This window comes from Microbispora sp. ZYX-F-249 (genome assembly GCF_039649665.1).
Lineage (GTDB): Bacteria > Actinomycetota > Actinomycetes > Streptosporangiales > Streptosporangiaceae > Microbispora > Microbispora maris.
Window position 1 is genome coordinate 1 of record NZ_JBDJAW010000052.1, and the last position, 21,647, is coordinate 21,647.

19 protein-coding genes are annotated in these 21,647 nt (G+C 72.1%); 8 read left to right on the forward strand and 11 right to left on the reverse strand.

What is annotated here, in order from left to right; genetic code table 11:
- Nucleotides 1-1,836, reverse strand: a 1,836-nt coding sequence (locus tag AAH991_RS35705) for a DUF222 domain-containing protein (RefSeq protein ID WP_346230363.1), incomplete at its 3' end; no start/stop codon positions are given.
- A 469-nt stretch (nt 1,837-2,305) separates the two neighbouring features.
- Complete coding sequence (locus AAH991_RS35710; RefSeq protein ID WP_346230364.1) at nt 2,306-2,956, reverse strand: DUF305 domain-containing protein; 651 nt, start codon at nt 2,954-2,956, stop codon at nt 2,306-2,308.
- A gap of 175 nt (nt 2,957-3,131) precedes the next feature.
- Here AAH991_RS35710 and AAH991_RS35715 point away from each other — a divergent pair, with 175 nt between their 5' ends.
- Nucleotides 3,132-4,532, forward strand: a complete 1,401-nt coding sequence (locus AAH991_RS35715) for an LVIVD repeat-containing protein (protein ID WP_346230365.1) — start codon at nt 3,132-3,134, stop codon at nt 4,530-4,532.
- Nucleotides 4,533-4,691: 159 nt separating this feature from the next.
- On the opposite strand, the gene AAH991_RS35720 is transcribed toward AAH991_RS35715, so the two are convergent.
- Nucleotides 4,692-5,621 carry an RDD family protein gene (locus tag AAH991_RS35720; protein WP_346230366.1) on the reverse strand — a complete coding sequence of 310 codons (930 nt, stop codon included), beginning with the start codon at nt 5,619-5,621 and terminating at the stop codon, nt 4,692-4,694.
- Nucleotides 5,622-5,683: 62 nt separating this feature from the next.
- Between AAH991_RS35720 and AAH991_RS35725 the strand changes: the two genes are divergently transcribed.
- Nucleotides 5,684-6,676, forward strand: coding sequence for a stage II sporulation protein M (locus tag AAH991_RS35725; RefSeq protein WP_346230367.1), 993 nt, complete (start codon nt 5,684-5,686; stop codon nt 6,674-6,676).
- A gap of 43 nt (nt 6,677-6,719) precedes the next feature.
- Here AAH991_RS35725 and AAH991_RS35730 read toward each other — a convergent pair whose 3' ends face one another.
- Genes AAH991_RS35730 through AAH991_RS35750 form a run of 5 tightly spaced genes read right to left on the reverse strand, consistent with a single transcriptional unit; the run spans nt 6,720 to nt 12,090 of the window.
- Nucleotides 6,720-8,045: a DUF58 domain-containing protein gene (locus AAH991_RS35730; RefSeq protein ID WP_346230368.1), complete on the reverse strand. Its 1,326-nt coding sequence runs from the start codon at nt 8,043-8,045 to the stop codon at nt 6,720-6,722.
- Nucleotides 8,046-8,052: 7 nt separating this feature from the next.
- Nucleotides 8,053-9,012 (reverse strand): AAA family ATPase, encoded by a 960-nt coding sequence (locus AAH991_RS35735; RefSeq protein WP_169982828.1) that lies wholly within the window; start codon nt 9,010-9,012, stop codon nt 8,053-8,055.
- Entirely contained in the window at nt 9,009-10,151 is a 1,143-nt protein-coding gene (locus AAH991_RS35740) for a DUF4350 domain-containing protein (RefSeq protein WP_346230369.1), read from the reverse strand. The genes AAH991_RS35735 and AAH991_RS35740 overlap by 4 nt, the downstream gene beginning before the upstream one ends.
- Nucleotides 10,148-10,786 (reverse strand): DUF4129 domain-containing protein, encoded by a 639-nt coding sequence (locus AAH991_RS35745; protein ID WP_346230370.1) that lies wholly within the window; start codon nt 10,784-10,786, stop codon nt 10,148-10,150. Before AAH991_RS35745 ends, AAH991_RS35740 begins: the two co-directional genes overlap by 4 nt.
- Nucleotides 10,783-12,090 carry a DUF7847 domain-containing protein gene (locus AAH991_RS35750; protein WP_346230371.1) on the reverse strand — a complete coding sequence of 436 codons (1,308 nt, stop codon included), beginning with the start codon at nt 12,088-12,090 and terminating at the stop codon, nt 10,783-10,785. The genes AAH991_RS35745 and AAH991_RS35750 overlap by 4 nt, the downstream gene beginning before the upstream one ends.
- A gap of 284 nt (nt 12,091-12,374) precedes the next feature.
- Here AAH991_RS35750 and mtrA point away from each other — a divergent pair, with 284 nt between their 5' ends.
- From mtrA to AAH991_RS35780, 6 genes are all read left to right on the forward strand, one after another.
- Nucleotides 12,375-13,052, forward strand: a complete 678-nt coding sequence (gene mtrA / locus AAH991_RS35755; protein WP_030509347.1) for an MtrAB system response regulator MtrA — start codon at nt 12,375-12,377, stop codon at nt 13,050-13,052.
- 16 nt (nt 13,053-13,068) lie between these two features.
- Nucleotides 13,069-14,838: an MtrAB system histidine kinase MtrB gene (gene mtrB / locus AAH991_RS35760; RefSeq protein ID WP_346230372.1), complete on the forward strand. Its 1,770-nt coding sequence runs from the start codon at nt 13,069-13,071 to the stop codon at nt 14,836-14,838.
- On the forward strand, nt 14,828-16,594 hold the full coding sequence (locus AAH991_RS35765) for an LpqB family beta-propeller domain-containing protein (RefSeq protein WP_346230373.1): 1,767 nt from the start codon (nt 14,828-14,830) through the stop codon (nt 16,592-16,594). Before mtrB ends, AAH991_RS35765 begins: the two co-directional genes overlap by 11 nt.
- Nucleotides 16,595-16,638: 44 nt before the next feature.
- Nucleotides 16,639-17,361 carry a ComF family protein gene (locus tag AAH991_RS35770; protein ID WP_346230374.1) on the forward strand — a complete coding sequence of 241 codons (723 nt, stop codon included), beginning with the start codon at nt 16,639-16,641 and terminating at the stop codon, nt 17,359-17,361.
- 527 nt (nt 17,362-17,888) lie between these two features.
- On the forward strand, nt 17,889-18,557 hold the full coding sequence (hpf, locus tag AAH991_RS35775; protein ID WP_346230375.1) for a ribosome hibernation-promoting factor, HPF/YfiA family: 669 nt from the start codon (nt 17,889-17,891) through the stop codon (nt 18,555-18,557).
- Nucleotides 18,558-18,718: 161 nt separating this feature from the next.
- On the forward strand, nt 18,719-19,423 hold the full coding sequence (locus AAH991_RS35780) for a response regulator (RefSeq protein WP_346230376.1): 705 nt from the start codon (nt 18,719-18,721) through the stop codon (nt 19,421-19,423).
- On the opposite strand, the gene AAH991_RS35785 is transcribed toward AAH991_RS35780, so the two are convergent.
- The 3 genes from AAH991_RS35785 to AAH991_RS35795 form a co-directional block, all read right to left on the reverse strand.
- On the reverse strand, nt 19,416-19,847 hold the full coding sequence (locus AAH991_RS35785; RefSeq protein ID WP_346230377.1) for a hypothetical protein: 432 nt from the start codon (nt 19,845-19,847) through the stop codon (nt 19,416-19,418). The two genes, AAH991_RS35780 and AAH991_RS35785, sit on opposite strands and share 8 nt — an antisense overlap.
- A 23-nt stretch (nt 19,848-19,870) precedes the next feature.
- Nucleotides 19,871-21,124: a winged helix-turn-helix domain-containing protein gene (locus tag AAH991_RS35790; protein ID WP_346230378.1), complete on the reverse strand. Its 1,254-nt coding sequence runs from the start codon at nt 21,122-21,124 to the stop codon at nt 19,871-19,873.
- Between the two features lie 69 nt (nt 21,125-21,193).
- Nucleotides 21,194-21,466, reverse strand: coding sequence for an HGxxPAAW family protein (locus AAH991_RS35795; protein ID WP_346230379.1), 273 nt, complete (start codon nt 21,464-21,466; stop codon nt 21,194-21,196).
- Nucleotides 21,467-21,647 lie beyond the last annotated feature (181 nt).

Here is a 21,647-nt window from a genome sequence, read left to right on the forward strand (position 1 = left end):
CGGGCAGCCGTCGATCCAGCAGGTGGCGTAGCGGGCGTAGATGGCCCGCCGCTGGGCGGGGGTGGCCAATCTGACCTTGCGGCCCATGTCGAGCACCTGCCCGTCGGCGTCCATGACCAGGCGCACGAGGGTGGAGGTGCGGGCCAGCCGGTGCACGGCGGAGATGGGCAGCACCTGCCCGGTCGCCAGCAGCAACCCCGGCGCCGTCCCCAGCAGCGTCCCCCACACCGTGCCCAGCAGTCCGCCGGCCGCTGCTCCCGGTGCCGACCCCGGCTCTGGTTCCGGTGGCGTCCCCGGCGTCCCCGGTGGTTCCGGCGCTGCGGATGAGCACCCCACCCCACCGCCGCACCCGCACCCGCGCGTGTCCTCGCCGTGCCACCGGTGCTGGCGGTCGTTCTCACGGGTGGGCTGCGCATGGCGGCAGTCCCCCGCAGGCCGAGGCCCGGCGTGGGCGTGAGCGGCACAGGCGTCCCCGCAAGGATCAGGCGATCGCCACTCGCCCCACCGCGACTGCCACGACTGTGGTTCCGGCCGCTTCTGCGAATTCTGCTGTGGCGCGCTTTGCTGTGGCTGCTGCTGTGACTCGCTCCGCTGCCTGCTCTTCGCCTGCGCGTATCCGGTCGCGTCACCGCCGGACCGCACGTCACGTGGTCCGGCTGCCCGGTCGGCGCTGTTGACGGTGCTCTCGACGGCGGCCCCAGCGGCTACATCGGCATCGGCACCCACCGCACACGCGGTCTCCTCGGCGTCACCTGTCTCGGCGGGGGAGGCGGGGTTGGTGCTGCCGACGTCAGCCGAGCCGCTCTTCCCGGTGGGGGCGCTGGTGTCCTCGGGGACGCTGCTGTCCCGAGCATCCTCGGCGTGACGGGCGCCCCGGCTCTCCCCGGCGTCCTGAGTGTTCCGGGCGCCTTCGGTGTGCCCGGTGCCCCGGCTGTCCCCGGCGTCCCGGGTGCTTTCGGTGCGCTCGGTGCCCTGGTCGTCCGGGGTGTCTCCGGGGGCCTCGGGGTGCTCGGGAGTCACTGGCCGGTCGGCGCTCTTGGGATGGTCGCCGGTCTTTGAGGCCTCGGGACTGTCGGCGGCAGGGCCGGGGGTCGGGTCGGTGGGGAGGGATTCGGCGTTGACCAGGACGAGGAGCTCGGCGGCGATCTTCTCCTCCAGCAACGCCATGAACGCATCCGCCTGACGCACCCGCAGCGGCCGGTCATCACCCTCCGCTTTGGGTTTGGCATAGGCGTCCAGCAGCGCCTGCAACCGGGCGGCCGCCTCACGCGGGAGATAGAACTCCCCTTCCAGCCCGCCGCCCTTGCCCGGGCGGACCCGCAGGAACCGCCGCCCGTAATCGGCCCGCTCATCGCGGTCCGCACCATCGGGATCCAGCACGGCCCGCAGATAACGGCCCGCCTTGGCCACCTCCGCCGCACCCGCCCTGGCCGCCAGCTCCAAAAGGATCGGCTCGGCCAGCGCGGCCTGCTCATCCGACAGCCCGGAGACGGCCACGCAGATGGCTTCTGCCACCCCCGCCGCCAACTCGCCGGCGGCGAACTTCTCCCGCACGAGGGGCAGGCGGGCCAGCTCCACCGCCAACGTCAGCAGCCGGCCCGCACCGGCGACGGTCATCCCGCCCGAGGTGCGCAGCCAGCTACGGGTGGAGGCATGACCGTGCCGCCTGGCCTGCCCCGCCCGATGCACCCGCCCCACCAGATCGGCAAGAGCAGACGTGATCCGATCCCGGGCGAACAACAGGTCCTCGGCCTCGGCCAGGCAGATATCCGCATCGTCGGGAACCGGCGCCAGCGCCAACGCCTGCGCCGACTCCCGCACCGAGGCCACCAGCACCCACGACGACCGGCCCCGAGCGGCACCGGTCGCGGCATTCGGGGCGCCGGCACCGGTGGCTCTGAAATCGTTATGCGTATTGTCCGTGAATGAGGCTTTATCGCTCGCGCTCAAGAAATAGTCGGGGCGGCAGTCATCCCGGGCGAGTGACCCGTCGGACGACCACAATGGCGAACCGGCTGTCAGCCGATCCCACCAGTCGTCATCGGGGCCGTTCGAACGGTCGTGGTGATCAGGGCCGAATTTCGACATGTCCACCGCACCCCCCGCTCGCCGATTCGAAAACTTGTATGAATCGTGTCATGCCCTGGAAGCGGGAGGCAAGCTCGCCGGACGATTTCCTGGGGTCACAGGAATGGAGGGAAATCGCCGATGCGGATATGACTACTCATATCTCGCTGAGTCCTGCTATGGGGCTGGTCCCGTAACCCGCATGTTGGATCGATTGCCGGGGGGTGAAATGCGAAAATCAGGCGCCCTGCATTACCCGCATGCGCCGGATCTCGGCGGTCTGCTCGGCGATCACGTCGGTGGCCCACTGTTCGATGGTGGGGTGCGAAGCGCCGGTGAGCGCCCGCGTCGCCATCGTGATCGCGCCCTCGTGATGAGCGATCATCAGCTGGAGGAAGAGGCTGTCGAACCCGGTGCCGGACGCCGCCCTGAGCGCCTCCATCTGCTCCGGGGCGGCCATGCCCGGCATGTCCTCATGGCTCGCGTGATGATCGGGCCGGGGGAGACCCTCCCGGTCCAGCCAGGAGGTCATGACCCGGATCTCCGGTCCCTGTACGTCGTGGATGCGGGCCGCGAGCGCCTTCAGCTTGGCGGACGAGGCCCGCGCGGGCGCCAGGTCCGTCATGTCCAGCGCCTGCCTGTGGTGGACGATCATGTCCTGGACGTACCGGACGTCGGCCGCGTTGATCGAGGGAGTGGGGATCGCGGTGGCCGCCTCGGCGGGGCTGAGGGTTCTGGCCTCCTCTCCGGGCCTGCCGGGTGCGATCACGGGGGCGGTCGACACCGGACCACTCGCATGTACGTCCTGGGAGCAGCCGCTCAGGAGTGAGGCGGCACCGGTCACAAGGGTCAGTGCCACCAGCACCCTGCTCACTCGTGCGACCCGCACGCAGCCTCCTCGTCACGGAGCGTGTGGAGATGATCACGACGCTAACCCGGTACGAGCATCAGGTCAAAGGGCGACATATGGCAGTTTTATTGACAGTTTGACAGCTGGCGAAAAGGAGCTGTCAAGGGTGACGATGCGATCATTTATCGCCCTCTTATATGAGGAGGACAGCGAGGTGTTCACCTTACGCCGCAGCGGCCGGGCGCTGGCCGTGGCGGGAGCGGCGGTCGTCCTGGCCCTGTCCGGCGGTCCCGCACAGGCCGCCGACGTCCTGGCCCCCGACGAGATCGCGATGAGCGCCAACGTCACGCACGTCGCGAACGTGCCGACCCCGGCCGCGCTGGCCGGCACCATCAACACCGACATGGCCTTCCAGGGCGACTACGCCTACGTCGGCAACTACGGCGGGTTCACGATCTTCGACATCAGGAACCCGAGACAGCCGGCGGTGGTGAGCTCGGTGGTCTGCCCCGGCTCCCAGATGGACATGTCCGTGTACGGCGATCTGCTCTTCGGGTCCGTCGACTCCTCCCGCAACAACGACTCGTGCTCCAGCACGGGCCAGGCGGCGTCGGTCAAGGAGTCGTGGGAGGGCGTCCGCATCTTCGACGTCAGCGACAAGTCGAACCCGAAGTACATCAAGTCGGTGGAGACGAACTGCGGCTCCCACACGCACACCCTCGTGCCGGACAGGAGGGGCAAGAACGTCTACATCTACGTCTCCTCCTACAGCCCGTCGGAGGACTTCCCCGACTGCCGGCCGCCGCACGACCTGATCTCCATCATCAAGGTTCCGCTCAAGAACCCCACCGCCGCCTCGGTCGTGGCGACGCCGGTGCTGTTCCCGGACGGCGGCAACCCGGGTGACGGGCAGTCCTACCCCTATGGCACATTCGCGACGACCGGGTGCCACGACATCACCGCCTACCCGGAGAAGGGCATCGCGGCCGGGGCCTGCATGGGTGACGGCATCCTGATGGACATCCGCGACCCCGAGCACCCCAAGGTCCTCGACGTCGTCCGCGACGACGAGAACTTCGCCTTCTGGCACTCGGTGACGTTCAACAACGAGGGCACCAAGGTGGTCTTCACCGACGAGCTCGGCGGCGGCGGCGCGGCCACCTGCAACGAGGCGATCGGCCCGAACCGCGGCGCCGACGCCGTCTACGACATCACCCGCGGCAACAAGCTGGTCTTCAAGAGCTACTTCAAAATCGGCCGCTACCAGGACGACACCGAGAACTGCGTCGCACACAACGGCTCGCTGATTCCGGTGAAGGGCCGCGACATCATGGTGCAGGCGTGGTACCAGGGCGGCGTCTCGATCTGGGACTTCACCGATTCGGCGCACCCGCAGGAGATCGGCTTCTTCGAGCGCGGCCCGTGGTCGCAGCCCTTGAGCGGCGGCTTCTGGTCGGCCTACTACTACAACGGCTACATCTACGGCAGCGACTTCAACAAGGGATTCGACGTCCTGCGGATCAACGACCCGCGTACGAACCAGGCCAACAGCGTGAAGATGGACATCCTCAACGTGCAGAGCCAGGGCTCGTACCGCGAGCACGGCAGGCGCTAGCCACACAGACGGAGACACGAGAAACACGACAGAGACGGAGGCGGGCATCTCCGGTGCGGCCTCTCCCTCAACGCACCGGCGATGCCCGCCTCAACCCCACTGCAGGTATGCCCCATGACCTGCAATGACCACAGGTGCCCCGCAAATCGGGCTCTACACCTAAATAGGTGGAACAAATCCTCCCGATGTCGGCGGAGCCTCTCCGCGCGGCGGCCCCGGCTCCCGCGGCGGGGGCGGCGGCGCGTGGTAGGCGGAGCCCGGAACCACGTGCCCCTGGACGCCGTGCCCCTGAACCCCGTGCCCCTGAACCCCATACCCCTGCGGGCCGTACGGCGGGGAAGCGGAACGGGCCCGGGCGAGCCGGATCTCCTCGCGGCGCCTGCGCTCGGCCAGTACGGCGGCCAGGTAGGCGTACGGCGGGACGCCCGGCGGGGGCGGCGGCGCCACCTGGGCGCTGACCTGCCCGGCCACGCGCAGGCCCATGTCCTCCCGCATGCCGGGGCTGAGCTGGTGCCATCGGGAGAGGTACTGCCGCGCGGTGTTGGCCAGGTCGTCGGACAGCCCGGACAGCTCCAGCGTGGCGGCCCACGACGCGAGCGCCGGGGGCATCTCCGGCGGCGGGGCCTGGCGCGGCGTCCGCTCCCCGATGACGGTCGTGCCGGCGAACAGGTCCCCGAGGCGCTTGCCGCGCTGGTTGACGAGCGAGGTGATGAGCGCGGGGGCGCCGGAGAACGTCCAGAACTCCAGGAACCCGGCGAGCCCGCGGAACAACGCCTGCCGGAAGCGCTCCGGCCCGCCGTCGTCGCTCACCACGCGCAGACCGAGGGCGAGCTTGCCCAGCGAGCGGCCCCTGCTGATCGTCTCGAACGCGACCGGGTAGCCCACGGTGACCAGCACGATGAACAGGATGAGCAGACCGGTGGACAGCGACTCGTCGGTCACCAGGGACGCCTGCGTGACCAGCACGAACGCCGTGATGATCGCCGCCCACTGGACGGCCCAGTCGATGAGGAAGGCCAGCGCGCGGCTGGAGAGCTGGGCGATGCGAACCTCGACGACGACGGCCTCGCCGGTCACGACTTCGGACACACTGCGCACCCTACTGGGTTCGATTGCCGCGTCTCGCGGCTGCCGCCGATAGGGTCCGATCCGTGGACATCGATGCGTTCGTCGCCGCGAGCAAGCCGTCCTGGGACCGGTTGGACGACCTCGTACGGCGGCAGCGCACGCTGCGCGGCGCGGAGGTCGACGAGCTGGTCGAGCTCTACCAGAGGGCGGCGACGCACCTGTCCATCGTGCGGTCGGGGCCGGCCGACGCCCTCCTCGTCGGCCGCCTGTCGTCGCTGGTGGCGAGGGCGCGCTCGGCGGTCACCGGCGCCCACAGCCCGGCCTGGCGGGAGGTCGCCCGGTTCTTCACGGTGTCGTTCCCCGTGGTGGCCTACCGGGCACGCCGGTGGTGGATCGGCGCCACCGTCGCCTCGCTCGCGGTCGCGTACGTGGTGGGCGTCTGGGTGGCGGGCGATCCCGCCGTGCAGAACCTCATCGGCACGCCCGAGGAGATCCGCCAGCTCGTCGAGCACGACTTCGCCGACTACTACTCGGAGAACCCGGCGGCGTCGTTCGCCGGTCACGTGTGGCTGAACAACGCCTGGCTGTCCATGCAGGTCGTGGTCTCGGCGATCCTGCTCGGCCTGCCCATTCCCTGGATCCTGTGGCAGAACGCCGCCAACGTGGGGCTCCTCGGCGGACTGATGCACGCGCACGACAAGGCGGACGTGTTCTGGGGGCTGATCCTGCCGCACGGCATGCTGGAGCTGACCGCGGTCTTCCTGGCGGCGGGCGCCGGGATGCGGCTGGGCTGGACCGTCATCGATCCCGGCCCGAGGCGTCGCGCGGAGGTGCTGGCCGAGCAGGGCAGGGCCGTGATGAGCGTCGCGCTGGGTCTGGTCGTGGTGCTGCTCGTGTCCGGGCTCATCGAGGCGGGGGTCACCCCGTCGGGCCTGCCGACCTGGGCGCGCATCTCGATCGGCGCGCTCGCGGAGGCGCTCTTCCTGGCGTACGTGATCGTCTTCGGCCGCCGGGCGGAGCGCAGGAACGAGACGGGGGACATCGAGCACGCCCCCGACCTCGCTCCGACCGCCTGAACTCCGGCCGCCTGAGCTCCGGCCGCCTGCACCCGCGGAGAACTCAGAGCCGGCCGGCGGCCTTCAAGGCGAGATACGCGTCGGCCAGCGCGGGGGCGACGTCCTCCGGCAGGGCGTCCACGACCTCCACACCGTGACGGCGCAGCACGGCGGTGATCTCGCGCCGCTCGCCGCGCAGCCGCTCGGCCGCGGCGGCGTCGTAGACCGCCTCGGCGGTGCCCCGCCCGCCCGCCATGTCCGCCACCCGCGGGTCGGCGACGGAGGCCACCAGGACCATGTGCCGGGACGACAGGCTGGGCAGCACGGGCAGCAGGCCCTCCTGCATGGCCGCCGCGTTCAGATCGGTCAGCAGCACCACCAGGCAGCGCCGCCTCGCCCTGGACAGCACGGCCGCCACCATCCCGGCCGCGTCGGCCTCGACGAGCTCCGCCTCGATCGGCGCCATCACGTTCACCAGCGACGACAGCACCTCGGTTCGCGACACGCCGGACACCTGTGCCCGTACGGCCCGGTCGTAGGCGAGGAAGTCGACGCGGTCGCCGGCCCGGGCGGCGAGGGCGGCCAGCAGCAGCGCGGCGTCCATCGACCAGTCCAGCCGGGGCCATCCGGAAGGGCCGGAGCCGGGCACCGGCGCCACCCCGACCCGGCCCGCCGAGGTGCGGCCCGTGTCGAGCACGATCAGCACGCGGCGGTCGCGTTCGGGCCGCCAGGTCCGCACGACGACGTCGCTGCGCCGGGCGCTCGCCCGCCAGTCGATCGAGCGGACGTCGTCGCCGACCACGTACTCGCGCAGCGAGTCGAACTCGGTGCCCTGGCCGCGCACCAGCGCGGGATGCCGCCCGTCGAGCTCGCGCAGCCGGGCCAGCCGCGCGGGCAGATGCCTGCGGCTGAGGAACGGCGGCAGCACCCGGACCGTCCACGGCACGTGGAACGTGCGCTGGCGCGCCGCCAGGCCGAGGGGCCCGACCGAGCGGACCGTCACGGCGACGGCCTCCCGGTCGCCCCTGCGGGTGGGCGTCAGCGTCGTGACCAGGCGCCGCCGCTCGCGGGGCGGCACGTCGAGCGCCGCCCGGCGCGCAGCGGCCCCGGCCGAGGGCTGCCAGGCGTCGCGCAGGACGCCCCGGACCCGCCGCCGGCCGGGGTTGTCCACGATCAGGCCGATCGCCGCCGACTGCCCGAGCCGCACCCGCCGATCGCCGTCGCGTGCGAACCGCAGCCCGCGCACGGCCCCCGCGAGCAGCAGGTCGGCCGCCACGAGCACGGCGAGCACGAGCAGCGCGGCCAGCACGACCAGGCCGGGCTCGGGAGCGAGGAGCACGACGATCGCGGCGAGGGCGGCGAGCAGTCCCACGCGTCCGGTCAGCGCCACGCGGCCCTCACCGGGGAACGGGGACGGTGGCCAGGATGCCTTCCAGGATGCCGTCGGGGGTGGCGCCCTCCAGTTCGGCCTCCGGGCGCAGCCCCACCCGGTGCCGCAGGGCGGGCCGCGCCAGGGCCTTCACGTCGTCCGGCGTCACGTACGACCGGCCCGACAGCCAGGCCCACGCGCGGGCGGCGGCCAGCAGCGCGGTGGCCCCCCGGGGGGAGACGCCGAGCTGCAGCGAGGGCGACTGCCGGGTGGCCCGGGCGACGTCCACGATGTAGCCGAGCACCTCGGCTCCCACGTGGACCTGGGCGACCGCCCGGCGTCCCGCCTCGAGGTCGGCCGCGGACGCCACGGGCTTGATCTCCGACAGGTCGCGCGGGTCGAAGCCGAGCGCGTGCCGCTCCAGCACGGCGATCTCCTGCTCGCGCGGCGGCAGCGGCACGGTCAGCTTGAGCTGGAACCGGTCGAGCTGCGCCTCGGGAAGCTGGTAGGTGCCCTCGTACTCGACGGGGTTCTGCGTCGCCACGACGATGAACGGGTCGGGCAGCGCGCGGGCCTCGCCCTCGACGCTGACCTGCCGTTCCTCCATGGCCTCGAGCAGGGCGGCCTGGGTCTTCGGCGGGGTGCGGTTGACCTCGTCGGCGAGCAGCAGGTTGGTGAAGACCGGCCCCTCGCGGAACTCGAACTCCGCCGTCCGCGCGTCGTAGACCAGCGAACCCGTGACGTCGCCCGGCATGAGGTCGGGGGTGAACTGCACCCGCTTGAAGTCCAGCGCGAGCGTGGCCGACAGCGTGCGTACGAGCAGGGTCTTGGCCACGCCGGGCACGCCCTCCAGCAGCACGTGACCCCGGCACAGCAGCGCGATGACCAGGCCGGTGACGATCGGGTCCTGGCCCACGACCGCCTTGGCCACCTCCGCACGCAGCGCCGCGAGCGCGTCGCGCGCGGCGTCCGATTCAGGAATGGTCAAGAGTCTCGTACCTGCCTTTCGAGTGTGTCCAGGTGGGCGGCGAGGGCCACCAGCGCGGTGTCGTCCCCGGGCGGCGGGCCGCACAGCAGCGTCAGCACCGGCTCCGGGTCCCGGCCGGTACGGGCGGCCGCCGCGACGGCGACCTCCTCCGGGGTGGCGGTGCGGGGCAGTCCGAGGCGGGGGGCGAGCCGGTCGGCCGCGGCGGCCCGCAGCGCGAGGGCGGCCCGGTCCCTCGCCCGGCGGGACCGGTAGAGGCGCCCGCGGCCCTCCACGGTCTCCGCCGCCCGCACGACCACGGGCAGGCGCTCGGCCACGACGGGCCCGAGCCTGCGTCCCCGCCACAGGGCGGCCACGGCCACCGCGACGGCGAGCTGGACGACGGCCCACTTCACGCCGGCGGGGATGAGGTCGCCGAGCGATCGGGCCTCCTCGTCCGTCCCGCCGCCGGTCTCCGCGGAGTCGTCCGGCGCGGCGAGCCAGACGAGCTTCGCCCGCGCTCCCGCCAGGTTCAGCGCGAGCGCCGCGTTGCCGTCCTCCGCGAGACGCAGGTTGGTCAGGAACGACGCGTCGCCGAGCACGGTCACCGTGTCCCCGTCCTCGGTGTAACGGACCAGGGTGTGCCCGTCGCCCTCCGGGTAGCAGCCGGTGGCCCCCGGCGGCCCGGTGAGGGACACGCCGCCGGTGTAGGCGTGGCCGGCCCGCACCGCCTCCGGCAGCGCGCACTCCGGAGCCCGGGATCGGGTGCGCGCCGCGCCCTGCCTGCGGACGCCGGGGGCGAGCACGTCGAGGTACGGCACGGAGCCGACGACGAGCCGGTCGCCGAAAGCCACGGCGATGCGGCCCGCGGCGTCGCGGCTCAGTAAGCTCGCCTCGCTGACCAGCAGCAGGGTATGCGGCCCGGCGGCGGCCACGGCCGCGGCGGGGGTCTCCACGCGGGCCACCTGCACCCCGTGCGCCTGCAGCAGCCGGGCGAGGGCGGCGCCGCCCTGCAGCGAGGTGTCTTCGGGATCGAGGGCACGGCCGCCGGACGGTCCCCCCGACAGCAGTATGGGCAGCGCCGCCGCGAGCAGCACGAGCGCCGCCAGCAGCGTGACCCAGGCCGTCCGCCGCGCGCGCCCCGGCGTCGTGGTGGTCGTCATGCGGCCGCGCCCGTGCGGGCCGACCGCAGGCGTTCGTCCAGCGCGGTGAGCGTCAGGTAGCCCTCCCGGGTGCCGCCCGCCCCGCCGTAGGTCACGTCGTCGAACAGGCGTGCCGCCGCGCGCAGGCCGGCCGCGTGGGGCGGCAGCGCCTGCCCGGCGACCTCGGCCAGCTCGTCGGCGGTCCGGCCCGGCATCGGGCTGACGACGGCGCGTTCCTCCAGCTCGCGGGCGATGGCGCGCAGCCGCTCCTGGATGGCCCCGGCCCACCCGCCTTCGGCCGCCAGGCGTTCGGCCTCGGCGCGATGCTCGGCGGCCGTCCGCTCGCGCTGTCCGAACACCGCTCCGCTCTCCGTACGCCGGCTGCCGGAGAAGCGGCGCAGGGCCCACAGGAGCAGCACGGCCAGGACGGCGAGGAGGACGACGAGGAGGACGAGTGACATCACGCCGCCCTCGCCCGTGCCGCCGCCGCTCAGCAGGTCGCCGAGGAACTGCGAGATCTCCCGCTGCAACCGGTCGAACAGCGGCTCGTGCTGGTAGCCCGCCCCTGACAACTCGCGCGCCGCCTCCCGCGCGGCCTCGTCGCGGCCGGCGTCGACGGGCGAGGCGAGCAGTGCGGCGGCCCGCACGGCCGTCACGCCTGCGGGCCGTACGGCCCGTACGGCGGAGCCCCGTGGTAGGGCGCGGAGCCCGGCTCGGCGCCGTAACCCGGGTGCCACAGGTCGTCGATCCCCGCGTGGACCCAGCCCTGCGACTGGTTGCGCGCCGCCGCCGTCTGCAGCACGAGGTCGAACGCCTCGGCCCGCATCCGCCGGTCGGCGTACAGCAGTCCGGCCACGCCCGCCGAGAAGGGAAAAGTGATCATGGAGGCGAGGGCCTGGCCGACCGTCAGGAGGATCGCCGCGATGACGGTCGCGGCCGCCGTGCCGCCGCTCAGTATCCCGACGAGCATGCCGCCGACCGTGAACGGCACCGCCAGCACGCTGCTGATGACGGCCGCGAGCAGGGAGGTGAGCAGCAGGATGCCGAGCACCCGCCAGCTGTCGCCCTTCACCAGCCGCCACGAGCGGCTCATGGCGTCGGTGACCCCGCGGCCCTCCAGCACGACCGCGGGGGCCGCCAGCGACAGGCGCGTGTAGAAGAACAGCAGGTACGGGATGTAGGCCAGGAAGAACAGCAGGCCGACGAGGACCCCGACCCCGGCGGTGGTGTTCACCGTGCCGTCGAACGCGCCGGCCGCGGCCAGGCTCACGAACACCGCGACGAGCGCGAGCAGCGGCAGCAGGAGGATGAGCCCCTGCAGCAGCACCAGCCCGAACAGCGCGGGCACGCGCGACCGCGCGAGCCGCCACGCCTCGCCCACCGTGATGCGCCCGCCGAACACCGCGCGGCCGAGCACCCGGGTGAGGACGCCGGTGAGGACCGTCGTGCCCACGAACGTCATGACGTAGCCGATGATCCCGCCGACGAGCTGCGAGACCCCTCCGGCGAGCGGCCCGCTCACCGCGTCGGCGGCGTACGGGTCGTTCATCAGATCGCCGACCGAACCGAAGGAGAAGGCCTCTCCGATCGCGGTCGGGATCGCGGTGATCGCCGCCACGATCGCCGACAGACCGAGCGTGGCCTTGGGGTTCGAGCGGATCAGCTTGATCGTGCCGTCGAGGATGTCGCCGAGCGCCAGCGGCCGCAGCGGGATGATGCCCGGCCGCGGCGCGTCCTGCGGCCGGTGTCCGTACGGCCCGCCCGGAGCAGGCGCATAGGGAGCGGGCGCATGGGGAGCGGGCGGATACGCGTCCTGCGGCGGAACGGGGGGCGGAGGACCGGCGGGAGTATCCGACGCGCCGGGGGAGGCCCAGGACCCGGCGGCCCCGCCGTACGGGGGAGGCTGCTCGGCCGCCCAGCCGGAGGGCACGTCGGGGGTGGAGCCGGGGCCGTCTGTCATGTCCCAATCCTGGCATGATGTACGGGCCTGCCGCGCGATCGTAGGCGAGGCTCCCAGGGGGATGGCCGAAACGGGGGATGCGGGAGCACACTTGGAACGTGACCGCACCACGGGATTCCCGCCGGTGTGACCGCATCTGGTCAGATAATCGCGCGCTACGTCTGCTGCGCCTAAACTCCATCCTCTGTCATGGTCGTGTAACACCCAAGTGGCGGCCACCGGTAGCCTGCGGGGGAACCTGTGACAAACGCCCAAATCTCCCATACGCGTACGAATGAGGGGCCATGAAAGGACGCGTGCTGGTCGTCGACGACGACGCCGCTCTCGCCGAGATGCTCGGCATCGTCTTGCGCGGGGAGGGTTTTGAGCCGTCGTTCGTGTCCGATGGCGACAAGGCGCTCGACGCCTTCAGGGACACCCGGCCGGACCTCGTCCTGCTCGACCTGATGCTTCCCGGCGCCGACGGCATCGACGTCTGCCGCCGCATCCGCGCGGAGTCCGGTGTCCCGATCGTGATGCTCACGGCCAAGAGCGACACCATCGACGTCGTGCTCGGCCTGGAGTCCGGCGCGGACGACTACATCGTCAAGCCGTTCAAGCCCAAGGAGCTCGTCGCCCGCGTGCGGGCCCGCCTGCGCCGCACCGACGAGCCGACCCCCGAGATCCTGCAGATCGGCGACATCACCATCGACGTGGCCGGCCACTCGGTCAAGCGCGGCGAGGAGACCATCAACCTCACGCCGCTCGAGTTCGACCTGCTGGTCGCGCTGGCCCGCAAGCCCCGCCAGGTCTTCACCCGCGAGGTGCTGCTGGAGCAGGTCTGGGGCTACCGGCACGCCGCCGACACCCGCCTGGTGAACGTGCACGTCCAGCGCCTGCGCGCGAAGATCGAGAAGGACCCCGAGCACCCCGAGATCGTGGTCACGGTCCGGGGCGTGGGTTACAAGGCCGGACCGGCCTGAGCCGGTCGTCACCGTCATGCCGGTCCCCGCGAGGAAACCCCGTCGCAGGACCCCGGGCCAGATCGCCCGTGGGGTCCGCAGACGCACGCGCCGCCTCGCGGGCCGGCTGCGGCGCGCCTGGCGGCGCTCGCTCCAGCTTCGCGTGGTCACCAGCACGCTCGTGCTGTCGATGGCCGTCGTGGCCGTCCTCGGCGTCTTCCTGTACCAGTCGATCAGCGCCTCGGTGCTGACCTCCAGCGAGGTGGCCGCGGTCGAGGAGTCCCGGGCGAACGTCGCGACCGCGAGCGGCTACCTCACCCAACCGGCGGACGTGACCGACAACGCCCAGGACACCACGGCCCAGGGGCAGACGGTCAACCCGGTCGACGCGGCGGCCAAGGCCCTGACCGACCGCTCCGGCGGCCGCTACGACGTCGTCGTCTTCAACGAGGGCTCGGTCGGCGAGGGCCGGGCGTCCGGCCAGGTCGACTGGTCGAGCATCCCGGCCTCCCTGCGGGAGAAGGTGCAGGGCAGCGAGGAGCAGTCGCTCTGGAAGGCGTTCACGACGATCCGCTACATCGGCGCCAAGCAGCCCGAGAGCGGCATGGTGGTCGGCGCCCGTGTGAACGGCACCTACGAGATCTACCACGTCTTCCCGCTCGGCGACGAGGAGAAGACGCTGCTCACGGTGCAGCAGATGGTCTTCGGCGCGGGAGCCGCGCTCGTGCTGCTGCTCGCCGGCGTCGCCTCCCTGGTCACCCGGCAGGTGGTCACGCCCGTACGGCTCGCGCGGCAGGCCGCGGAGCGGCTCGCCGCCGGCCGCCTGGAGGAGCGGCTCAAGGTGCGCGGGGAGGACGACCTCGCCCGGCTGGCGACCTCGTTCAACGAGATGGCGTCCAACCTCGCTCTGAAGATCCACCAGCTGGAGGAGCTCTCGCAGGTGCAGCGGCAGTTCGTCTCCGACGTCTCCCACGAGCTGCGCACGCCGCTGACGACCGTCCGGATGGCCGCCGACCTGCTGTACGAGGGCCGCGACGACTTCGATCCCGCCTCCGCCCGGGCCGCCGAACTGATGCAGAACCAGCTCGAACGCTTCGAGTCGATGCTCGCCGACCTGCTGGAGATCAGCCGGTACGACGCGGGCGCGGCCACCCTCGACCTGGATCCCGTCGACATGCGCGACGTGGTCCTGCGCGCGGTGGGCGACTCGGAGACGCTCGCCGAGCGGCAGGCCACCCGGTTCGAGCTGCGCCTGCCCAACGAGCCCTGCATGGCCGAGGTGGACGGCCGCAGGGTCGAGCGCATCCTGCGCAACCTGCTGTTCAACGCCATCGAGCACGGCGAGGGCAAGGACATCGTCGTCACGCTCGGCGCCGACCGCGACGCCGTGGCCGTGGCCGTACGCGACCACGGGGTCGGCCTGAAGCCGGGTGAGGAGACGATGGTGTTCGACCGCTTCTGGCGGGCCGACCCCTCCCGCGCCCGGACCATCGGCGGCACCGGGCTCGGCCTGGCGATCTCGCGGGAGGACGCCATGCTGCACGGCGGCTGGCTCCAGGCGTGGGGCGCTCCGGGGGAGGGCAGCCAGTTCCGCCTGTCGCTGCCGCGCGTGGCGGGCGCCCCGCTGCGCGGGTCGCCGCTCCCGCTCGTGCCGCCGGAGGTCGAGATGCGGCGCACCTGGCGCGGCCACGCCACGCCGGTCCTGACCGCGGCGGCCGGCACCGTGCCCGAGACACTGCCGCGCGTGCCGGAGGCGGCGCCCCGCGCGCGGGAGATCGCGGAGGCGGGGGCGTTCGATGCGGAGTGAGAGGATCGGCGCCCGGCGACTCACCGCTGTCGCCGGTGCGGCGCTCGTCCTGGTCACCGGCGGGGCGGGGTGCGCCACCGTGCCGACGAGCGGCAGCCCCCGCCCGGCCCAGGAGGACCACGGCAAGGACACGCTCAGCCAGCCGTACGTGCGGCTCATCGCCACGCGGCCGAAGAAGGGCGCGCTGCCCGAGGACATCGTCAAGGGCTTCCAGGCGGCCATGGCGGCCTTCGACGACCGGAACCTGAGCGTCGCCAGGGAGTACCTCACCCCGGGCGCGGCCAAGGTCTGGAACCCGTGGCGGCAGACCCGGATCTACGAGGGCAAGATCGAGTCGGACCGCGCGCAGAACCTCCAGGAGGTGAGCCGGACGACGGTGACGCTGAAGGGCACGGCGGTCGCCACGATCGACGAGGAGGGCAGGTCCACCCCGGCCGCCGGCAACTTCGTCGAGCCGTTCACGCTGGTCAAGCAGAACGGCGAGTGGCGGATCGACGTGCCGCCCGACGCCCGCCTGCTGTCGTACGACGACCTGTGGCGCGCGTACCGGAAGGTGGACCTGTACTACCCGCCGGCCACCGGTGAGGTCGGCCTCGTGGCCGACCGCGTGTGGGCGCCCGTCGAACCCAGCCGGGGGGTGCCGGAGACGCTGGTCCGCCGCCTGCTCGCCGGGCCGACCTCGTCCGTCAGGAACGCGGTCAGCAGCGCGTTCCCGCCGGGAACGCAGCTCAACCGCATCACGGTCGAGGGCGACACGGTCGTGATCGACTTCTCCGCGGAGCTGGATTCGGTGCCCGCCGACCGTCTCGACGCGCTGAAGGCCCAGCTCGTCTGGACGCTCGGCGAGCTGGTGACCGGCCGGACCGTCGAGATCCGCGCGAACGGCGGCTCCGGGCTGCGCTTCCGGCCCGCCGACTACGCCCGCTACGACCCGAGCGTGCTGACCGGCTCGGTGCAGGCGTACTACATGCAGGGCGGCAGGCTGCTGCAGTTCAAGGAGAAGGGCGACGGCACGCCGGTGCCCGGCGCGGCCGGCGAGCAGGCCGGGAAGTTCTCCCAGCCGGCCGTCTCCGACCCCGGCGACTTCCCGCCCCTCGTGGCCGCATTGGTCAACGGCGACGGCGTCTACGCCGCCCCGATGACGCCGGGGAGCCAGTGGCAGCGGTGGATCGCGGGCGGGGACATGAGCCCTCCCTCATGGGACCGGTACGGGGCCGTCTGGTCGGCCGAGAGGGTCAACCCGCACGAGAGCCGGGTCTGGGTGGCCGAGAACGGCCGGGCCCGCCGGGTGGACGTCAACGAGGAGCTGTCGTACGGGCGCATCGTCAAGCTGCGGGTCTCCCGGGACGGCGCCCGCGTCGCCGCGATCCTCGACGACGGCCTCGGCACCTCCGTGAAGATCGGCACGATCGTCCGCAACGGCCAGCAGACCCGGATCGAGTCCGTACGCACGCTCATCGAGCCGCGCGACGCGCAGAAGATCAAGGACATCGCGTGGCAGGACGCCGCCGACCTGCTCGTGCTGTCCGAGGGCAGGAGCGGCCAGGAACTGGTCACGTGGTCGGTGATGGAGGGCGTCGTGCCGGGCGACGGGCCCATCAAGCTCGACTCGAAGGTCAAGTCGGTGGCCGCCGCCCCCGACCACATCCTCGCGGCGGCCGACGACGGCCAGGTGCTCACCTACAGCATGGACAAGCACGCCTGGACCCCGCGCGCCTACAACGGCGCCACCAACCCCGTCTACCCCCTCGGCTGAGCCGCCCGGAGCGGTTTGTCGGTGGCGGGCGGCATGCTGGGGACGTGCCGGCGGCCCTGCTCGACCTGATCCTCCCGCCCCGCTGCGCCGGATGCGGCGCGCCGGGCGCGGTGGCCTGCCCGTCCTGCACGACCGGGTTGCTGCGGGAGCCGGCTCCCCGGCCGCCGGATCCGCCGCCCGCGGGCCTGCCCGACTGCTGGTCGGCCACCGCCTACGACGGAGCGGCCCGCCGGATGATCCTGGCGCACAAGGAACGCGGCCGTACGGCCCTGGTGCCGGCCCTGGCCGCCTCCGTGAGCGCCTGTGTGGCCGCGTGGGCGGCGGGCGGGGAAGCGGAGCGCGAGCTGTGGCTGGTGCCGGTTCCGAGCGCCAGGGCCGCCTCCCGCCGCCGCGGGCACGATCCCGTGCGGAGCCTCGCCACGGCGGCGGCCCGTGAGCTGTGCCGGCGGGGCCGCCCCGCCGTGCTCGCGCCCCTGCTCCGCCAGGGCCGGCGCGTGGCCGACCAGGCCGGGCTGGGTTCGGCGGAGCGGGCCGTCAACCTGTCGGGCGCCTTCGAGGTCGTGCCGGGCGCGGCGGCGCGGCTCCTGCCCTCCGGCCGCCGTCCGGGAGCCGTCGCCGTGGTCCTGGTGGACGACGTCGTGACGACCGGGACGACGCTGGCGGAGGCGGCGAGGGCGCTGCGCGCCACGGGCACGGAGCCGGCCGTGGCGGTGACGATCGCCGCGACACGCCGGAGACGCCGGATTGGTGAATATCACCGAGAGTAAAGACTCGTGCAAGCCGGGGACGTCGCGCGGTGGAGCGGATACCTGTCGGATTTGCGGTGAGTTCCCTGCTCAATGCAGGTGTGGATCCCGTGCTGGCGGGGATTCCCAGAACATGACCGCGAATTTTCCATCGGCGAGACGGCAACCGGGATCACGCAAAGTGATCGTTTAGCCGATCTCCTGGCTGACATTCGAGGCGGTAGCGACTAGCGTTCAGACATGGCACCCGTTCGGGTCCGTGGTTGCGCCGGGCCGACTCCATCGCGGAGTCCGGCCTGGTTAGCCGATGCCAGCCGCAGGCGAAACGGCCCACGTAAGGCGACTCTTGGTCGACCGATCACGGTGCGGCTTAGAGGTAAGTCCTGCCCTCCCGGGGGTCCAGATGTCCCCCGTCAGAGGAGAAGGGTAGTAGTGGCGAGTGAGCTGCGAATCTCTCAGCAGGCGGATGTGGGGACGAAGACCAGGTCGGCCGGACGGGTGTCCAAGGAGCGCGTGCACCACCGTCGATGTGCGAAGGGGGGCTTTGCGTGGAAATCATCGTCAAGGGACGGCACACCACTGTAGGTGACCGGTTCCGCGATCAAGTGACGTCCAAGCTGGCCAGGATCCAGAAGCTCAACAACAAGCTCATCCAGATCGACGTAGAGGTCTCGAAAGAGCCCAATCACCGGCAGAGCGGGCAACGTGAACGGGTGGAGCTGACGATCCACTCGCGGGGCCCCGCCATCCGCGCCGAGGCCTGTGCGGACGACCGGTTCTCGGCGCTGGACATCGCCATCGGCAAGCTGGAGGAGCGGCTGAGGCGCCTCGCCGACCGCCGCAAGATCCACCATGGGAAGAACTATCCTCGCTCGGTCGCCTCGTACACCGCGGTGGCGGACGTCCAGGGGGAGATCCAGACCCTCCGGGAGGAACCGGAGCCGACGCCGGTCGCAGAGATCCCGGCGGAGACCGCCGCGGAGCGGGGCGCGACGTCCGAGCCCATCGTGCCCATCGAGATGGACGGCGAAGGACCGCTGATCGTCCGCGAGAAGTTCCACAAGGCCGACCCCATGACGATCGACCAGGCGCTCCTGGAGATGGAGCTGGTGGGTCACGACTTCTACCTCTTCCGCGACAAGGAAGGGGGCCAGCCGAGCGTCGTCTACCGCCGGCGCGGCTATGACTACGGAGTCCTCAGGCTCGTCGAGAGCTAGCTTCCGCGAGGCGCCCCGGCCCGGACATCTGGGCCGGGGCTCCGCACATCCGGGCAGAAACCGGGCGGAGAGGGACGGACGGGCGCGACAAGATCCCTAACCACCCTGGCACCCGTGTAATGATGGCGATCCAGCGTCCTTGGCCCCCGCAAGGAGGTTCCGTGACCCGACCCGACGAGGCGGCCCGAGCAGCCGGTCGAAGCGAGCCGATCCGTGTGCTGATCGTGGACGATCACGCGCTGATCCGCCGCAGTCTGGAGCTCGCGCTGGCCGCGGAGGCGGACATCGAGGTGGTAGGCGAGGCGAACGACGGCCAGGAGGCCGTCGAACTCGCGGACCGGTTGATGCCGGACGTGGTCCTGATGGACGTCCGCATGCCGAGGCTGGACGGCATCGGGGCGACCCGGAAGATCAAGGAGTCGGTGCCGAGCACCCGGATCATCATGCTGACGGTCAGCGACGAGGAGGAGGACCTCTTCGAGGCGATCAAGGCGGGTGCCACCGGATACCTGCTCAAGGACGTCCAGATCGACGAGGTGCCCGACGCCGTGCGCGGCGTCCACGAGGGTCAGTCGCTCATCAACCCCGCCATGGCGGCCAAGTTGATCAGCGAGTTCGCGAACATGAGCCGCAAGGAGGCCGAGCGGCCGCCCCAGCTCCCGGTTCCCCGCCTGACCGAACGGGAGATGGAGGTCCTGCGCCTCGTCGCGAAGGGCATGAACAACCGCGAGATCGCCAAGGACCTGTTCATCTCCGAGAACACGGTGAAGAACCACGTCCGCAACATCCTGGAGAAGCTCCAGCTCCACTCGCGCATGGAGGCCGTGGTCTACGCGGTGCGCGAGCGGCTGCTGGAGATCACCTGAGCGGGGTGAGGGCGCCGGGCCGTGCCCGCACGAGCCGGACGCCGCTGAGCCGGACCACCGCGCACGCGACCACGAGCACCAGGAGCGCGGTGAACCAGATGCCCTCCAGCCAGTCCCAGGTCTCCAGCGGGCGGGCGCCGGCCACCGAGGGGTAGTAGGCGAACGGCGCCTGCGCGACCACCACGGCGGACAGCGCTCCGTTGACCCACCACGACCAGCGGCGGTCGCCGAGCAGGGTGAGGGCGAGGGCGACCCCGGCCCCGTAGACGACCACGGCGTTCACGCCGAAGTCGTCGACCGCGAGGCCGGTGCCCCGGGTGGCCCGGTAGATCTGGAAGGCGATGGAGGCGGCGTAGGCCGCGAGCGCGATGCCGCACGCGAGCCGGTGCAGGGGGAGCGGGGTGACCGCGTCGTCTGTCGTCATGCGTCCACTGTCGGAACACGTCCTTAGGGGACACTTGGCGACTGCTTGGCCGGCGCCCGCTCGGGACCGCGGGCCACGGCGGCGCGCAACGGAGCCTCCAGGTCCGGGGCGGTGACCCGCTCCACCCGCACGTCGCTGCAGCCGACCCAGCTCGCGGCCTCCCAGAGGGCGTCGCTCATCGCCTCCACGGCCCGGCTGCGGCCGCCGCCCGGCTCGAAGCCGACCTGCCGGGCGACCAGTGTGGCGCCCTCGCGGGCCGGGTCGACCCGGCCGATGATGCGCCCGCCCGCGAGCACCGGCATCGCGAAGTAGCCGTGCACCCGCTTGTCCTTCGGGACGTACGCCTCCAGGCGGTGGTTGAGGCCGAAGACCCGTTCCGCCCGCGCCCGCTCCCAGATGAGCGAGTCGAACGGCGACAGCGGCGTGGTGCGGTGCCGCCCGCGCGGCTCGCCGTCCAGCGCCGCGGGATCGGCCCAGGCGTTCGGCCCGCCCGCGTCCGCGCCGCGCCGGCCCGGCCAGCCCGACACGCGTACGGGCACGAGGCCGGCCGCGCCGCTCAGCAGCGCCTCGTCGAGCATGGCGGCGTGCCCGCCCTTGACGCGGGTGAAGTCGACCAGGTCCGCCCTGGTCGCCACGCCGAGCGACCGACCCGCGATCGCGGTCAGCCGGGTCACGCACTCCTCGTCGGACAGGTCCTGCGCGAGCAGGTCCGCGGGGACCGCGCGCTCGGCCAGCTCGTAGACGCGCCGCCAGCCGACGCGGCGGGTGCAGACGACCTCGCCGATGTCGAGCAGGAACTCAATCGCGATCTTGGTGTCCGACCAGTCCCACCACGGGCCCCCGTTCTTGGCGCCGCCGATGTCGGCCGTGGTCAGCGGGCCGTCCGTGCGCACCTGCTCCAGGACCTTGTCGACGACGGGAGGCACCTCGTGCCAGCGGAACCGCCGCTCCCGGTAGGCCCGGCGGCGGAAGGCGTACAGCGGCCACTGCTCGATGGGCAGGACGCAGGCGGCGTGGCACCAGTACTCGAAGGCCCGGGCGGGGTCGTCCCAGTAGGCCCGCTCGACCGCGGGGCGCCCGACCGCCCCGAGGCGCGCGTACGCGACGAGCTCGTGGGAGCGGGCGAGGACGGAGATGGTGTCGAGCTGAACGGCGCCGACGCGCCGCAGCATGGCGGAGACACCGCCGCCGCGGGCCGCGGCGCCGAGGAAACCCTGGGCCCGGAGGATGATCCTTCGGGCCTCGTCAGCGGTGAGATCGGCGGTCAGGTCGGTCACAGCCACAGATGCTAGACGCCGTGACCGACAAAACTCTTACGGTGGTTCGGATTCGGGTCCGGAGCGACCTCAGGAGGTGATGGACCGGTGCTCGAACGGCGAGTGGTGCTCCTGGACCGGAACCTCTCTGGGGGCGTCCACGATCACGTCCGAGAAGATGTCGAACGCGAGCGCGAGGAGGCCGCCGACGGCGCAGATGCCCACGCCGATCCAGACGAAGAGCCAGTTCGGGCCGAGGGTCAGCGCCACGCCCCCGAACGTGAAGCCGATGAGGATGATGGAGACGGCGAGCCAAGATTTGGCGCTACCCGCGTGGCTGCCCTGGTGTCCGCTCTGTGCCATACCCCGTTTTCTACCTGATGGCAGAGGTGGTCGGAACATCGGGGGATCCTTGGGCGCGGTTTTCCCCTTATGAGTTACGCGATTGTGCCGCGGCGCTCCGTCGATTGCAGGTGGGTGTGTCTGGTACTGGAACCGCCTACGATGGCTAGCGGGGAAGTATGTCTCGTCCTCACACCCCGGT